The 16,150-nt window shown below is 42.0% G+C and carries 10 protein-coding genes and 2 pseudogenes; 6 read left to right on the top strand and 6 right to left on the bottom strand.

All coding sequences use genetic code 11. The annotated features are described in order from the left end of the window. Nucleotides 1–23 precede the first annotated feature (23 nt). From gabP to C1A47_RS15245, 5 genes are all read right to left on the bottom strand, one after another. Nucleotides 24–1,415: a GABA permease gene (gabP, locus tag C1A47_RS15265; protein WP_111895884.1), complete on the bottom strand. Its 1,392-nt coding sequence runs from the start codon at nt 1,413–1,415 to the stop codon at nt 24–26. Nucleotides 1,416–1,498: 83 nt separating this feature from the next. Next, nucleotides 1,499–1,687 (bottom strand): hypothetical protein, encoded by a 189-nt coding sequence (locus C1A47_RS15260; RefSeq protein ID WP_111895883.1) that lies wholly within the window; start codon nt 1,685–1,687, stop codon nt 1,499–1,501. Nucleotides 1,688–2,502: 815 nt separating this feature from the next. Continuing rightward, nucleotides 2,503–3,936 carry an amino acid permease gene (locus C1A47_RS15255; protein ID WP_111895882.1) on the bottom strand — a complete coding sequence of 478 codons (1,434 nt, stop codon included), beginning with the start codon at nt 3,934–3,936 and terminating at the stop codon, nt 2,503–2,505. Between the two features lie 789 nt (nt 3,937–4,725). Continuing rightward, entirely contained in the window at nt 4,726–4,914 is a 189-nt protein-coding gene (locus C1A47_RS15250; protein WP_111895881.1) for a hypothetical protein, read from the bottom strand. 122 nt (nt 4,915–5,036) lie between these two features. After that, nucleotides 5,037–5,933, bottom strand: coding sequence for a LysR family transcriptional regulator ArgP (locus C1A47_RS15245; protein ID WP_111895880.1), 897 nt, complete (start codon nt 5,931–5,933; stop codon nt 5,037–5,039). A 559-nt stretch (nt 5,934–6,492) separates the two neighbouring features. Here C1A47_RS15245 and C1A47_RS15240 point away from each other — a divergent pair. After that, nucleotides 6,493–8,139, top strand: a complete 1,647-nt coding sequence (locus C1A47_RS15240; RefSeq protein ID WP_111895879.1) for an inorganic phosphate transporter — start codon at nt 6,493–6,495, stop codon at nt 8,137–8,139. A 48-nt stretch (nt 8,140–8,187) separates the two neighbouring features. Here C1A47_RS15240 and ybaK read toward each other — a convergent pair whose 3' ends face one another. Continuing rightward, nucleotides 8,188–8,655 carry a Cys-tRNA(Pro) deacylase gene (gene ybaK, locus C1A47_RS15235; RefSeq protein ID WP_111895878.1) on the bottom strand — a complete coding sequence of 156 codons (468 nt, stop codon included), beginning with the start codon at nt 8,653–8,655 and terminating at the stop codon, nt 8,188–8,190. A gap of 311 nt (nt 8,656–8,966) precedes the next feature. Here ybaK and fruB point away from each other — a divergent pair. The 5 genes and pseudogenes from fruB to C1A47_RS15215 all read left to right on the top strand — a co-directional run. Next, nucleotides 8,967–10,092, top strand: a pseudogene (gene fruB / locus C1A47_RS18040) (fused PTS fructose transporter subunit IIA/HPr protein); the annotation flags it as partial. A 77-nt stretch (nt 10,093–10,169) separates the two neighbouring features. Then, nucleotides 10,170–11,819, top strand: a pseudogene (gene ptsP, locus C1A47_RS18035) (phosphoenolpyruvate--protein phosphotransferase); the annotation flags it as partial. 5 nt (nt 11,820–11,824) lie between these two features. Continuing rightward, on the top strand, nt 11,825–12,760 hold the full coding sequence (gene pfkB / locus C1A47_RS15225; protein WP_111895876.1) for a 1-phosphofructokinase: 936 nt from the start codon (nt 11,825–11,827) through the stop codon (nt 12,758–12,760). A gap of 4 nt (nt 12,761–12,764) precedes the next feature. Next, on the top strand, nt 12,765–14,480 hold the full coding sequence (locus tag C1A47_RS15220) for a fructose-specific PTS transporter subunit EIIC (RefSeq protein WP_111895875.1): 1,716 nt from the start codon (nt 12,765–12,767) through the stop codon (nt 14,478–14,480). A 568-nt stretch (nt 14,481–15,048) separates the two neighbouring features. Beyond that, on the top strand, nt 15,049–15,612 hold the full coding sequence (locus C1A47_RS15215) for a CHAP domain-containing protein (protein WP_111895874.1): 564 nt from the start codon (nt 15,049–15,051) through the stop codon (nt 15,610–15,612). Nucleotides 15,613–16,150 lie beyond the last annotated feature (538 nt).

Below are 16,150 nucleotides of genomic sequence, written 5' to 3'. Positions count from 1 at the left end.
TGATCTCTAATTTGCTAAGAGGATTATTTACTCTCGGCAGCAGCAGAAACTGTTTTTTCGCTACGACGTTTAGTCACAATCAGACCTGAAATCACAACCAGTACGCTGAGAATTGCGGTTGAAGTGATTTCATGGGTATGTGCTGGGTCAAATGCCATGATCACAAGTGCTGCGATGATGAAGACAATCACTGCCCAAGTTAAGTAAGGGAAGAACCACATTTTCATTGTCAATGGTTTGCCAGCAGCAACCAGTTTCTTACGCATTGCCAATTGTGAACATGCAATCACCAAGTAAACCAACAATGCAATCGCGCCAGAGCTGTCAAGCAAGAAGTTGAATACGGCTTTTGGTGCTGCGTAGTTGGCAAAGGTACAGATGAATGCCACAGCAGTTGAAAGTAATACAGCAGCGACAGGGGTATGTTGTTTGTTCACACGTTTGGTGAATGCAGGTGCATCACCACGAACACCCAATGAATACACCATACGAGATGCTGTGTAGAGTGCTGAGTTCAAGCAGCTTGCAACAGAAGTCAGAACCACAATATCAACCATAAGTTTTGCATGTGGCACTTGTAGTGATGCCAATACAGTTTGATATGAACCCATGTCTGGTAAGCGTGGGTCATTCCACGGTACAAGTGCAATTACAATGAAGATTGATACGATATAGAACAATGCAATACGCCAAATCACAGAATTTGTTGCTTTGGTGATTTGATGTTCAGGGTCTTTTGACTCGCTTGCAGCAATCGTGACAATTTCAGAACCCATAAATGAGAACATGGTGGTTAAAAGAGCTGCCAAGACTGGCCCCCAACCATTTGGCATAAAACCACCATGATCCCATAGGTGTTTAACCCCGCTGACTTCTGGATTTGGAGAGAAACCAAAGACAGCTGCGCAACCAAAGATAATAAATGCAATGATTGAAACAACTTTGATTAATGCAAACCAGAACTCAAATTCACCGTAATTTTTTACGCTAAATAAGTTCGTGACAGTCAGAGCGGCAGTAATAAGGAAAGCAAGTAGCCAAATAGGTGCATCTGGCATCCAAGAGTTAATGATGGAAGCAGCAGCATTGGCTTCAAATGGAATCACCAATACCCAGAACCACCAGTACAGCCAACCAATGGTAAATCCAGCCCATTTACCAATTGAGCGATCAGCATAAGTTGAGAAAGAACCACTATCTGGTTGAGAAACGGCCATTTCACCGAGCATACGCATCACGAGTACGACCAGCGTTCCTGCAAGAATATAAGCCAAGATAGCAGCAGGTCCAGCAGCAGCAATCGCATGTCCTGAACCGACAAATAAACCTGCGCCAATTGCACCTGCAATAGAAAGCATGGTGACATGGCGATTTTTTAAGCCTTGAGAGAGAGAGGCTTGATTTGCTTGCGTCATAAAAAAACCTTCAAATTAAAAAATATCTAGATTGAACGTCCAATTGCCCGAAGGAATTACACGTTACGCAGCAAGGGCGAGCCTTAACTACTCTGCAAGGAAAAAGGAGAGAGAAAACCTGCATTGCTTAAACTTGGCAATGCAATTTCATTGGCGAGAGAACCAATGACCCCAAGAGAGAAAAAACAAGCTGATTGACTGAAAAGGTCAGTCGCTACGAGATGGCAACCGCTTTGAGCGGCATGCACATAAAGAGCTTGATGTGTTGCCATATGATTTTCCTTAATTCATTTAGAACGCCGTATGAGTAATACAGACATCCTACAAATTCTTGAACTGACGCCAAATTGAAGTAAACAATTTTTTGTACAGTCATGTTTGTGTATGTGTACATCCAGTAACTTTAATTTGTCGTTTCATTGATCAATAAACTAGAGCCATTTTTCGACATGGGGAAAGAGCCAATTCTATAAATAACTGTACAAATTGGTTCTTTACCCATAAAAAGAGAGTGACTTTTCTTATTTGTTTTGACCGTTTGGTTTTTTATATTTGTATTAATATTAATAATATACAAAAAATTACTTGATTGTTTTTGTGGTTTTAATTAAGCGTGAAAATTCAAATAAAAATCATTTAAAAAAATACTTAAAATTTTTTGCATAAATATGACATTTTGTCTTGATCTCAAGAAATTTTGATGGAAATGCGAATTTTTGAAGGCTGTTATAGTCACATTGAGGGGAAAGTCCAAATAAAATGAAATATTGTGGACAGCATACTGAATAAGAGGACAGGCATCTTAACAATACGTTGACAGATCTGTAGAAGTTGGTTTTGCTTTATTTTGGTGCGTAAAATTGGTTGGGTGAAACATTGCAGGATAATGTAAATCTTAGAGATGTATTTCTTATTTATGCACTTAAATGATGCGAAGTGAAATTAGAAACTATTTTCTCAGAAAATAAAGGGATGCTCGTGTTTGTTGTGCATGGAAAAGCTATTTTTGGCTGATGGCTGATGGCTTGACATCATATTTAAAGACATAAAAAAACCCACACAGGGTGGGTTTTTAAATACAAGCAGATTAATTTGAAGTTTTATCCAAATTCAGTTCTGCATTTTGTTCATGCTGCTTGCCCCAGTTATATTTCTGAGCCAATAAACCAACAGCTACGATAAATAAAGCTAAGCCTGAAGTATAGATCACTTCTTTGAAGTACGTGCCTTCAATGAGCATTGCGATAATTGCGCCCACAATCGTGAAAATCACACCGTAGGTTAACCAAGGGAATAGCCACATTTTAAAGTCGATTTTTTGGCCTTCAGCTTCTAGTTTCTTACGCAAACGAAGTTGTGAGCAGGCAATGGTCAGGTAAACATACAGTGCAGCAGTCCCTGTTGCGAGCATGAAGATGTCATAAACATCCATACTGCCTGTTGCTGTTAGAATCGCGGCAAATACGGCAAAGGTACAAGACACCAATACACCAACCCAAGGACTGCCTTTACTGTTGATTGAGCCAAAGTTTTTCGGCGCATCACCACGTTTAGATAAAGAGAACAACATACGTGAACAGGTATAAAGTGCAGAGTTAAAGCAGCTACATACAGAAGTCAGTACAACAAAGTTCACAATATGGCGTGCCCCAGGAATGCCTAATGCTGTTAACGTTACGCTGTATGTACCCCAAGTTGCATCTTTAAGTAATGGGTTGTTGTGTGGAATCAAACACACAGTAATGAACATTGAACCTACATAAAACAATAGGATACGCCAAACTACAGAGTTAGATGCTTTGCGGATTTCACGTGAAGGGTTGTCTGATTCAGCTGCAGCAACAGTCACGATTTCTGCACCGATATAAGCGAACATTACACCTAAAAGTGCAGTAATAATCGATGAGAAGCCGTTAGGCATAAAGCCTTGAGACGTTAGGTTGGTAAAGCCTTGAGCAGATGCCTCACCCCATGGCCAAATATGCATGACAGCAGCACTACCAATCACCAAGAAGATAATAATGGCAATGACTTTGATGAGAGCAAACCAGAATTCAAATTCACCGTAGTTTTTCACATTTTGCAGGTTAACTAGGACTAATGTGATGATGACTGCCATCATGTAGATCCAGACAGGAATCAGTGGGAACCAGCTGTTGAGGATTTTACCTGCAACATAGGCTTCCCAGCCCATCAGAAGTGCCCATGAACACCAGTACAACCAGCCAATCGTAAAGCCAGCCCAACGTCCGATTGCGCGGTCAGCATACGTTGAAAATGAACCAGTATCTGGGTTGAGAACAGCCATCTCACCCAACATACGCATAATAAAGAGAATAAGTAAGCCACCTAATCCATAGGCAATAACAGCAGCTGGACCAGCAGAATAAATTACACTTCCTGAGCCAATAAATAATGATCCCCCAATTACACCAGCAATTGAGATCATGGTGAGATGACGTGACTTAAGCCCGTGTTTTAAATCTTGAGAGGAGGGATTGGCCTCATTTGTCTGCGTCATAAACAACCTTCAAAAAAAGAAAAAAATGAATCTATAAAACGTACAGGCTCATCAGAATGAGTGTGTACGTACGCAGCAAGGACATGCCTAAACGATCCTGTCGTAAGAAGAAAAGGATGTTGTATCTGTAGGTTCACTGAGTCATGCAAGACAGTGATTACAGCAGCATTGGAACGGAGGCGACCTTAAAAGGTCGTTCGATGACCACAAAAATGACAACTGCCTGTAGCAACATGCACATAAAGCGCTTGATGTGTTGTCATAAGATTTTCCTTAATTCATTACTTAGGATTTTGCGCATTTGAGCGCAAATGTCCTGCAAATGTGTTGTTGTACATGGTGTTGGACTAAAGTCGAATTGGCTTTTTTTACAACAAGATGAACAACAAACAGTCGAGTATGCATACTTCCAGTAACTTTAATTTGTCGTTTAAGAGGCCAATAAACGAGAGCCATTTCTAAATAAGGGGGAAGGGCCAATGTAAAAAAATGATGCAAAAATTGGTACTAAAGCCTTAAAAAAATTAAGTCTTTATTTGTTGGAGGATGGATTTTTAATTTAAAATAAGATTTTGTTTTAATTGGTTTATTTTTAATTTTTTAGCTATTTGTTGGTTTGGAGGGTATAGCGGGAAAAGATAATATTTAATTTTATTTAAAAATGTTCATAATTTTTTTAAAAAATATAAATTATTTATAGAATATATTTTGAGTGTAAAAAAGCAGTGCTCGTTTGTAGGAAATACAATCAGGCACTGCTGTTGACAAGTGTGACTTATCTACTTACCTCTAGTCGCGATCACCGCCATGGCCACCGTGACCACCACCATGATAACCACCATCATGATAACCACGATCATAATGACCACCACCATGTGGACCATCTGCCCACCAGAATGGATCTAGTAGACAACAGCCTGATAAGCTCAATACTGAGATGACAGCTAAGCTCCCTAAGACCACTTTGACTTTGTTCATGAATCTCTCCTTATAACTCGGCGCTACAATACAATAGGATAACGCCTGAAAAATGGAGGTATTGAGGGGTTTTGTTGCAGAAGCAGTTATATATCTAAAAAAAATTATTTTTTGTTTAAATGTTAGGCGGGGTATAAAAAACGTTGGCTATTTTGGCAAATCTGTTTGGTGAGCTGCTGGAGTTGTGTAGATTGTTGTTGCCAATGATGCCAATACAGCAAGATATCGGTTTGCGCTTCGGGCATGATTTCAATCAATTCACCGAGTTCAAGTGCAGAACCTATTTGTAAATCAGGGACTAAGCCATAGCCGAGCCCACGATGAATCGCATGTACAAAGGTTTCTGAAGAGGGAATAAAGTGGTGTGGATAGCAGTTTGAAGTGAGACCATGGAGCTTAAGCAAGATATTGTGATGCATATGATCCTTTTGATTAAAAATCACGGCAGGAGCTTGCATTAAGCTTTGTCTAGAAATGCCATTTTTAAACCAATTTCCAACAAAAGCAGGCGTAGCGACCATCTTGTAACGCATATAGCCCAAAGGTTTGGCTAGACAACCCCGCAATGGATGAGCTTCAACTGAAATGCAGGCATGTACTTGACCAGCTTCAAGTAAGGTATGAGTCAGAGATTGATCGTCTAAGCGAATCTCTAAAGCAATTTTTTGTTGAATGACAGTTTGTTGCAATGCAGGCAGTAACCAAGTGGCGAGAGAATCTGCATTACTGGCAATAGTGACTTTGATGAACTCTGAATTGTCTTGTTTTCCTTGTAGGTTTTGCAGGAAATTCTGTTCTGTAAAACGTTGGCGTTGTAGGTGCTGCAAAAGCTGTTCACCAGCAGGTGTTGTCTGACAAGGGCGTCCGCGAATCAGTAGCATTTGTCCGAGCTGACGTTCGAGGGCCTGTACACGAAGAGACACTGCCGATGCTGTTAGATGTAACTGTAAGCTGGCATATTCAAAGCTACCTGTTTCGGCAACGGCCAAAAAAGCTTGGCATTGTTTACTATCGAGCATGAGATTATCTAATCAAGTTTTTTTAAATTATGACTGAATTAATTAAAATTTATTTAATTTTATAGGGTGATGTAAAAATATTTTTGCTTGACACCGTGAATTATAAAAAAATATGAAAATTGGCACAAAATTGTGCAAAAAATATGATGTGCATCAAAAAAGATAGGGTATTTTGTGAGGAAATGATTAAAAAGATTCTTGCTCTAAATAAGTGCATAAAAGTTGAAGGGAAGCTTGTGCTTTAAAATTAAGCGCGAGACGTGATTTCTATTTTAGGTGTCAGAATAATGTTTTGTAATGGTGCAAAAAAATAATAATCTGCTTTTCAAGTAAAAATATAAGGTTTTTTTGATCAGTAATTAAATTAAGTTTTTGAAATTTATTGTTTAAATTAAACTTTATCTTCATTAAAAAGACATTTTAAATTGAAATTTATTGGAACTATTAACCTAGGTTTGCCTAACTCGCAAAATTTTATGTCGTCTAAGTTACAAATGTCATTTAATTGTCATAATACAGTCGCAAAATTTGCACAATTTTATGATATGTCGCAGATCACATGAATCAACAGGCATCTATTATTACTGATGCGAATTCAACGCCAGTAATTGCCCCAACGATTAAAAATTCTTCTTCTAATAATATTCATGCTCCTTCACCAAGCTGGTTTAAATACGTTTTTGCTGTGGTGGTTTTGGCGTCACTGACCTATATCGGTGTACAGCTCACATTTGATTTATCTCAAGTTCCACCTTTAAGCCTGTTCTCATTCATCATGCTCGGTATGGCTTTGGTGATTGCTTTGGGCTTTGAGTTTGTCAATGGTTTTCATGACACCGCCAATGCGGTTGCAACCGTGATTTATACCAACGCCATGCCTGCGCCTGTTGCAGTCATGTGGTCTGGATTCTTTAACTTTCTCGGTGTTTTAACCGCGAGTGGTGCAGTGGCTTACGGCATCATTGCGTTATTGCCTGTTGAGTTGATTCTGCATGTGGACAGTGGCGCTGGTTTTGCCATGGTGTTTGCATTATTAATCGCAGCGATTATCTGGAACTTGGGCACATGGTTCTTTGGGATTCCTGCTTCAAGTTCACATACCATGATTGGTTCCATTATTGGTGTAGGCATCATGAACCAGTTGTTGCACTCGGCAACAGATGGGGTAAGTGGTGTTGATATGGGGCAAGTGCTTAAGGTTGCCAAAGCATTGTTCTTCTCACCGTTGATTGGTTTTGGTTTAGCAGCAGCAGCGTTCTTGTTGTTAAAGCTGGTAATGAAAAAACGCCAAAAGGAATTGTTTGTTGCGCCTGAGGGCAATAAACCACCTTCATTCTTGGTACGTGTTTTACTGATTTGTACCTGTACAGGGGTGAGTTTTGCCCACGGTTCAAACGATGGTCAAAAGGGTATGGGCTTGATCATGCTGATTTTGATCGGGATTGTACCGCTTGCCTATTCACTCAATAAAACCATGGATCCTGCACAAGTTCAGTCTTTTGCAGCATTGTCAGAAAAAACCGCGCATATTCTGGTGGCTGATCAACCGAATATGCCTGAGCTGCAAGCCCGTGATGTTTTAACCAAGTTTATTCAAACGCATCAATATAACCAGCAAGTCATGCCAGCAGTTGCAAGTTTGTCGAACCATTTGGGTGAGGCAGTTGCAAGCTATGGCAGCATGTCAAAAGTGCCTGAGAAAGCAACAGTCAACTTGCGCAATGATATGTACTTGAGCAATGCCAGTTTGAAAGAGTTGGATAAAGGTAATCACTTGGCACAATTGTCAGCTGAGCAAAAAGCAACGGTTGATGACTATCGTCAGAATATCGATAAAGCCACCCAATATATTCCAACATGGGTGAAAGTGGCTGTAGCGTTGGCGCTCGGCCTAGGGACCATGGTCGGTTGGAAACGTATTGTGGTGACGGTTGGTGAGCGTATTGGTAAGACGCATTTGACTTATGGTCAAGGGATGTCGGCTGAGCTAGTCGCGATGGGGACGATCATTGCTGCGGATAAGTTTGGTTTGCCTGTCAGCACCACGCATGTTTTGAATAGTGCAGTGGCAGGAACCATGACCGCCAACAAATCAGGTTTACAGTGGGCAACGGTGAAAAGCATCCTGATGGCATGGGTATTGACCTTGCCATGTGCAATGGTGCTTTCTGCTTCATTATTCTGGGTATTTCTACAATTCGTTTAAGAGATAACTCGCTGTAAAAAAAGACCTCATCAGAGGTCTTTTTTTGTTTTAGACATCGACCACATCGGCAAAGTTTGCTCCGAGTAATTGAGCCAAATCTTGTGGGGACAAGCCAATATCCAAACCACGTTTGCCACCGCTGACATACATTTTCCCTAAAACTTGTGCACTGGTATCAATCACGGTTTTCAGACGTTTTTTCTGTCCCAATGGACTAATTCCACCGACCAAGTAACCTGTGAGGCGTTCAGCATCTTTCGGGTCTGCCATGTGCAGTTTTTTGCAACCTAATGCGGTCGCTACTTTTTTTAAGTTCAACTGATGTTGTACAGGCAAGATAGCCACAAAGTGATTTTTATCATCCGTCACCAATAAAGTTTTAAACACTTCATGGACGGCTAAATTCAGCTTTTCAGCCGCTTCAAGTCCAAAGCTTTTGGCATTGGCATCGTGCTCATATTCATGCACGCTAAATGTAATTTTTTTCGATTGGAGTAATTTACAGGCAGGGGTCATCGCAAAACTCTGATGCAAATAAGAATGTCGGCATTATAGTCCTGTTTTCACTTGAGCATTGCAGATTGATAGATAAATGCCTGAATCAGCCAAGTCAGATGCAAGTGTGGTGCGCTTTTGTACAATCGTTACACTCAAAAGCTTAATTCTCAATTAATATTTAAAAGCTATGATTTTACCCCGCAAAAATCCAAGCGATGATGATCAAAAAAACTGATTTTCAGAGGAAACCCGAGTAGAATCCGCCTTTCGTTTTTTCTCTAGAAAGGCACCGCCTCAACTCGACTTATGATGTTTTTCAAGGAATTCTTATGTTAGCGCTAGATACACAACATGTTCGGATGAATCAGCATGCTGTAGATAAAGCTCAGGCGTTGCAATGTCTAGTGGATATTTTGGTTGAAGATCAACTGGTTACGCCTGAATATATTCAGGGTTTACTTGGACGTGAGCAACAAAGTGCAACTTACTTGGGGCAAGGCATTGCCATTCCGCATGGAACACCACAGTCGCGCCAGTATATTTTAGAGACTGGGGTGCGTTTAGCCCACTTTCCTGAAGGTGTGGTCTGGGATGGTGAAAATAAAATTTATTTGGCAGTGGTGATTGCTGCAAAGTCAGATGAACATTTACAAGTTTTACAAATTCTGACCCGAGCTTTGCTCGATGATGTTTCTGAGCGCGTGAAAAATGCCGAATCGGCTCAGCAAATTATTGAACTTTTACAGGCACAGCCGCCATCTTTGGCATTGCATGAAAACTTGATTGCCACTCAAGTGGCTGTGTCTGATCTGGATGATTTTATCTGGCAAGCCAGCCAATTGTTGAAACAACAAAAAATGGTGGAATGTGGCTTCCTGAGCCAGTTACAACCCAAAAATATGATTCATTTGGGTGAAGACTTATGGTCGATTACTGCGAGCCAGCATGTGTTGAGCCCTGCGGTCAGCATTATTCAGGCTGAACAGCCGATTCAGTATCAAGGTCAGCAACTCGGCACGTTGTTGTGTATTGCCAGCAATCCACAACTCGATATGACCCAGTTTAACCGACTTATGGACATTTTCTTTGATCCTGAGCAGTTACAAAGCTTGAGTCAGCAAAAAGATGCGCAGCAAATTGCCCAGTTGATTGGTGCAGAAATTATTCCTGATTGGGTATCGCAGCGCGTGGTACTGGCCAATGCACATGGGTTGCACGCACGACCTGCAACGCAGTTGGTGAATACCTGTAAGGCTTTCCAAGGTGAGATTCAGGTGTCTGTCGATGGTGGGCAGTTTGTTTCGGCAAAAAGTCTAACTAAATTGTTGTCGTTGGGCTGTAAACGTGGACAAACCCTGACGTTTATTGCTGAACCTGAAACCGATGCTGTTGCGGGATTAGCAAGTGTGATTGCTGCCGTTCAACACGGCTTGGGTGAAGAAGTTGAGCCAGTTCAGGAAACTGCGACAGCAGCGCAGCCTGTTCCGAGCATTGTGGTTGAAGAAGAAATCCAAGCAGTACCTGATCAAAGTCACGGGATTGCAGCATCGGCTGGTTTGGCGTTTGGCCCTGCGCATGTGGTGAAACCACGCAAGTTTAAATATGACCGTTTTGGTTCAAGCCTGAAAGCGGAAAGCGAAAAGCTCGATATCGCGATTCGTCAGGTCAAAAATAGCATTCGCCAGTTTATTGCTCAAAGCTCGATTGAAGCGATCAAACAGATTTTCATGGCACATTTGGAAATGCTGGATGACCCAGATTTAATCCAAAGTGTACAACGCGGTGTACAGCAAAATTTATCCGCTGCCGCTGCGTGGCATGAACATATTGAAGCGGCTGCCAAAGCGCAAGAATCACTGAATGACCATTTGCTGGCTGAACGTGCCGCAGACTTACGTGATATTGGTGAGCGTGTCCTTGCGGTCTTGTGTGGTGCGCCAGAAATTACCGAGCCGCAAGAACCGTATATTTTGGTGATGCATGATGTTGGGCCAAGTGATGTGGCACGTCTCAACAAAGACCGTGTTGCAGGGATTTTAACGGCTGTTGGTGGTGCGAGCGCGCATAGTGCGATTGTAGCCCGTGCTTTAGGCATTCCTGCGGTGGTTGGAGCAGGCTCAGCAGTGCTGAATATTCCCAATCACAGCGTTGTGCTGATTGATGGCGATACAGGCGAATTCATCGTCAAGCCTGAAGCTGAGCGCATCGAACAGGCGATTGCTGAGCGTGAGCGTCAACGCCAACTGCGTGAGCAGGCCGAGCAGCATTGTTTGGAACCTGCAATTACGCTGGATCAGCATGCAATCGAGATTGCAGCCAATATCGGCAAAGTACAAGCGACCGCTCAAGCAGTTGAACATGGTGCAGAAGCCATTGGTTTACTGCGGACTGAATTGGTATTTATGTCGCATAACAGCGCGCCAAACGAAGCCGTTCAAGAAGCAGATTATCGTGTGGTGTTTGATGCTTTGGCAGGTCGTCCGTTGGTGGTGCGTACTCTCGATGTCGGTGGTGACAAACCATTGCCATATTTACCGATTGCACCTGAAGAAAACCCGTTCTTGGGTTTACGCGGCATTCGTTTGACTTTGCGTCAACCGGAATTACTGCGTCAGCAACTGGTCGCGTTGCTTAAGGCTGCGGATAATCGTCCTTTACGCATTATGTTCCCGATGATTGGACGTGTAGAAGAATGGCGTGAAGCCAAAGCCATTTTGGATGAAGTCCGTGCAGCGCATCCGTGTGAGCACCTTGAAGTGGGTATCATGATTGAAGTGCCTGCGGCGGCATTGCTCTCGCCAATTTTGGCGCAGGAAGTCGATTTCTTTAGTATCGGCACCAATGACCTGACCCAGTACACCATGGCGATTGACCGTGGACATCCTGTGTTGTCGGCTGAGGCGGATGGTTTGCATCCAAGCGTTTTATTACTGATTGACCAAACTGTACGTGCTGCACATCAGCATGGTAAATGGGTCGGTATTTGCGGTGAATTGGCAGGCGACCCTAAAGCTGTCCCAGTATTGATGGGGCTTGGGGTGGATGAGCTGAGTATGTCGAGTACCCGCATTCCATTGGTCAAAGCACAGATTCGACAGTTAAATTTTGCTGACTGTCAGCAATTGGCACAACGTGCGTTAGCTTGTGACACTGCAACCGCAGTCCGTAATTTAGTTGAGTAAGTGGTATGGCAAAAATTTTAACAGTGACCCTCAATCCTGCGATTGATGTCACTTTGCAGCTAGACAACTTGCAGGTCGGTGAAGTCAATCGCCATCATGCGGTTGAAACCCATGCTGCGGGTAAAGGCTTAAATGTTGCGCAAGTGCTGAAAGATTTAGGGCATGATGTCATCGTGACAGGCTTTCTAGGTGCAGACAATCGTCAAATTTTTGATGCACACTTTGCCCAAGAAGGCTTTGAAAATCAGTTTGTCTATGTGGCAGGCGAAACCCGCCAAAACATTAAAATTGCGGAAGCTTCAGGTCGTATGACCGATATTAATGGCAAAGGCGTCCAGATTGATGCCCTTGCCAAACAGCAATTATTTGACAAGATTCAAAGCGTTCTCGCTGAGATCGAAATTGTGGTGATCGCAGGCAGTTTGCCGCCAGGTTTTGATGCCAATGAGTTGAAACAACTGATTGAATGGTTGAATCAGCAAGGTAAAAAAGTCGCTGTAGACACCAGTGGTCAGGCGTTAAGTGCAGCAATTGCAGCGAATCCGTGGTTGATTAAACCGAATGGTGATGAGCTCACGGAAACCTATCATCTGCCTGCAAGTACTTATACTGAGCAGCAGCAACTTTTCCAATCGATGGATCATATGCAGATTGAGCATATTCTTGTTTCGATGGGTGAGGGTGGTGTGAACTGGTTACATCCAACCCATCCATTGCATGCTCAAGCACCACGTGTACAAGTTAAAAGTACAGTCGGTGCAGGTGACTCTTTGGTTGCAGGAATGATTCATGGTTTGTTGAGTGATTCAAGTGCCGAAGACATTTTAAAAACTGCGACTGCGATTGCCAGTCATGCTGTGACCCAAATTGGTTTTCAAGTGCCAGATTTATCCGTGATTGAAAACCTGAAACAGCAAATTGCCATCAATTCATTGAGTTAAGACCATGTCAGACATTCATCAGATTTTATTTGTGCCGCATAGTGCTGAACAATCCATCAATGCATTGATTTTGGCAAAGAAACTTGCACAGGCTGCTCAAAAAGCAGGGCATCAGGCTCAGGTTGTTGAAGAGCTTGAGCAAGTCGCTTCGTTGCCTGCGGATGTGGTTGTGGTGCTTGGACAGAAATTACCTCATTTACAGCTTGCTGACACGCAAAAAGTGGCCTTGATTGATTTGGATCAGGCACAGCAAGATCCAAATGCGTTATTGCAACAGGCTTTGGCGACTGCTAAAACAGTTACAGAGCTTGCTGAACAACCGCAACAAGCTAACACAGAAGCACGCAAATTTGTCGCGATTACCGCTTGCCCAACAGGGGTTGCCCATACCTTTATGGCGGCCGAAGCACTACAACATGGTGCAACGAAACTGGGCTATGAGATTCATGTGGAAACTCAAGGTTCTGTTGGCGCAAAGAATATTTTGTCTGCTGAAGCCATTGCTGATGCGGATATCGTGATTTTGGCGACTGATATTGAAGTCAATACCGACCGTTTTGTGGGCAAGCGCGTGTATCGTTGTGGTACAGGCTTTGCGCTCAAGCAAACTGATAAAGCATTTGCTAGCGCGATCAAAGAAGCAAAAGTACTTGAGTCAGGCAAACAGCAAGCAACTGCAAACAGCGAAGGCTCGGAGAAGAAAGAAAAAGTTGGCATTTATAAGCACCTGCTGACTGGTGTGTCTTTCATGCTGCCAATGGTCGTCGCGGGTGGTTTAATCATCGCGATTTCTTTCATGTTTGGTTTAAACCCTGTTGATGGTAGTTTTGCAGCATCCTTAAAACAGATTGGTGTTGCTGCATTTACCCTCATGGTACCGATGCTGGCAGGTTATATTGCCTATTCGATTGCTGATCGTCCTGGTTTGACCCCTGGTTTGATTGGTGGCTTACTGGCAGCGCAACTGCAAGCAGGCTTCTTGGGTGGTTTGGTTGCAGGTTTCTTGGCGGGTTATATTGCGTTGTTTCTTGCCAAAAAAGTTAAACTGCCTTCAAGTTTGGAAGCCTTAAAGCCGATTTTGATTATTCCTTTACTGGCAAGTTTGGCAGTTGGACTGATCATGATTTATATCGTGGGGCATCCAGTTGCTGAACTCTTTGATTTGTTAAAAGAGTTTCTTGCCACGATGGGTACAACCAATGCCATGATCATGGGCGTAGTCTTGGGCAGTATGATGTGTATTGATTTGGGTGGCCCGATCAATAAAGCAGCCTATGCCTTTACGGTGGGTTTGCTGACATCTCAAACTTATGGCCCGATGGCGATTACCATGGCCGCGGGCATGGTGCCACCACTGGGTATGGCAATCGCGACGCTCTTGGCAAAAAATAAATTTGCGAAATCAGAGCAAGATGCAGGTAAAGCAGCAATTGTCTTGGGATTGTGCTTCATTTCTGAAGGTGCGATTCCATTTGCAGCCAAAGACCCGATTCGTGTGATTCCATGTACCATTGCTGGTGGAGCGGTGACAGGTGCGCTAGTTGCAATGTTCAAATGTGAACTGGTCACGCCACATGGCGGTATTATTGCCTTGGTGATTCCAAATGCAATCAATCATCCATTGCAGTATTTATTGGCAATTGCAATCGGAAGTTTGGTAACAGGCGTGAGTTATGCATTCATTAAACAGCGCGTGGCTGTAACCTCAGCTACTGCTTAAGTAACTAAAGCATGAGAAGAACTGAATCTCGAAAGGGGTTCAGTTTTTTTGTTTTATAAATCGGGGCGCATGTGTCCGCCTGAGAGCATCAGTGCTAGAAGTAAACTGACCTTGAGCAAACCGACACTTAAGAGAAGTCGGTCATATTTTTTAAACCATAGTTTCATAGCAAGCAATCATCCTTTTTGATCTTTGGCATAACGAAACGCAGTTCAAAATAGCTTAAAAATATTTGTGCTAATAAAATAGGTTTAATTTGTGAGGATTGGTATATTTTGTGAGCAAATCGTGAATACTATTCCTTTTAATAAGATGTTTTGTGGATGTAAAAAATTCAGTTACATTTAAAATTGAACAATATTTGATCGTGTGAATTGTATTTCTAATATGTTTGTTGATACGTTATATCGTTTTTAAATCAGAACTATAGCGATAATTTACGTGGGAAAAGTACATTTTATCCTGTGAAATGCCTAAACTTTGTTACAACCCTTTCACACACCTTAAATACTTTCCTACTAGAATGTCACGCTGTTGATGTTTTGATGGAAAAAAATAGGTTTTTGTAATGATACATGCTCACCATGCGGTTCATGCACATGATACCCATGCACATTCTGTTCAGGTTCACGTTCGCCATTCACGTGGTGCAGTTAAGAAAGCACATAATGCTCATCAGCAGCATAGCACGGCTGCAAAAAGCCATCATGCGAAAACTATCCATCATGTAACACATCGGACTACACATCATACTGTTGCACAGCGTATCAATGTGTCTAAATTCTCCACCAAACTTGAAAGCATTTCTGCGCGTAGAAGCAAAGAGAAGTGCGCACGTAATGTGCGTATAGCATTGCAAACTGCGGGTGCTGATGTGTCAAATCACCCAATTGCAGCAGCAAATTGGGGACATACTTTAGAGAAAAATGGCTATAAGCAGATTAAACCTGCATTTAATAACCCGAAGAAAGGGGATATCTATATCATTGATGCCACCAACAATCATGTGTATGGACATATTGCAGGGTATACAGGTTCAGAGTGGATTTCAGATTTCCGTCAAAACAGCTATGCCGTTTATAAAGATAAAGATGTTGAATATCATTACTATCGTTTAGCTTCAGCAACGTGATGCTGAAAATATACTAAAGAAAAAGGCTTAAATCGAAAGATTTAAGCCTTTTTAAATTCTGGCGAGAGAGGGAATCATATTTTTAAATTAACTATATGATATAAATTAAAATTAAAACTGCGTATTTTGAATTTTACCCCCAGTTATACCCCCAAATGAATAAAGGTAGGATAGTAAGGTTGTCTAAATGATAGATAACGATAACGGTATAATATTGGGATAAAAACCGACCTATTGGAGCTGCAAATATTTAATCACATCAAACAAATTTAAAAGCTAAATTTTAATGTCACATTCTTGCTCCAGAAACCAAAACTCTTTCACAAAATCATAAATATGTGTGTAATTTAACTAAATGGTCATTATATATTTAATACAAAACAGCGAGTTAATATCCTAAAGAAGGGTTGGTTTCATTCTTTTGTTCTTGTAACATACCGCGCAAAATAAAACCCAAGCAGAAAAAAACGTGTTTAATAATATTTACAGCAGCCTTGAGCAGCTCGGTTTGACTGCCCAGAAACGTGCCTTGCACATC

Source organism: Acinetobacter sp. MB5, assembly GCF_003261585.1.
Taxonomy (GTDB): domain Bacteria; phylum Pseudomonadota; class Gammaproteobacteria; order Pseudomonadales; family Moraxellaceae; genus Acinetobacter.
The sequence above is the reverse complement of the archived record's forward strand: the minus strand, read 5'-3'. Positions and strand labels throughout refer to the sequence as shown.

What these genes read in the sequence shown, in the direction of transcription:
- C1A47_RS15255 (WP_111895882.1), bottom strand. Translation starts at nt 3,936, where the DNA reads ATGACGCAGACAAATGAGGCCAATCCCTCCTCTCAAGATTTAAAACAC.
- gabP (WP_111895884.1), bottom strand. Translation starts at nt 1,415, where the DNA reads ATGACGCAAGCAAATCAAGCCTCTCTCTCTCAAGGCTTAAAAAATCGC.
- ybaK (WP_111895878.1), bottom strand. Translation starts at nt 8,655, where the DNA reads ATGACCCCTGCCTGTAAATTACTCCAATCGAAAAAAATTACATTTAGC.
- pfkB (WP_111895876.1), top strand. Translation starts at nt 11,825, where the DNA reads ATGGCAAAAATTTTAACAGTGACCCTCAATCCTGCGATTGATGTCACT.
- C1A47_RS15250 (WP_111895881.1), bottom strand. Translation starts at nt 4,914, where the DNA reads ATGAACAAAGTCAAAGTGGTCTTAGGGAGCTTAGCTGTCATCTCAGTA.
- C1A47_RS15245 (WP_111895880.1), bottom strand. Translation starts at nt 5,933, where the DNA reads ATGCTCGATAGTAAACAATGCCAAGCTTTTTTGGCCGTTGCCGAAACA.
- C1A47_RS15215 (WP_111895874.1), top strand. Translation starts at nt 15,049, where the DNA reads ATGATACATGCTCACCATGCGGTTCATGCACATGATACCCATGCACAT.
- C1A47_RS15240 (WP_111895879.1), top strand. Translation starts at nt 6,493, where the DNA reads ATGAATCAACAGGCATCTATTATTACTGATGCGAATTCAACGCCAGTA.
- C1A47_RS15220 (WP_111895875.1), top strand. Translation starts at nt 12,765, where the DNA reads ATGTCAGACATTCATCAGATTTTATTTGTGCCGCATAGTGCTGAACAA.
- C1A47_RS15260 (WP_111895883.1), bottom strand. Translation starts at nt 1,687, where the DNA reads ATGGCAACACATCAAGCTCTTTATGTGCATGCCGCTCAAAGCGGTTGC.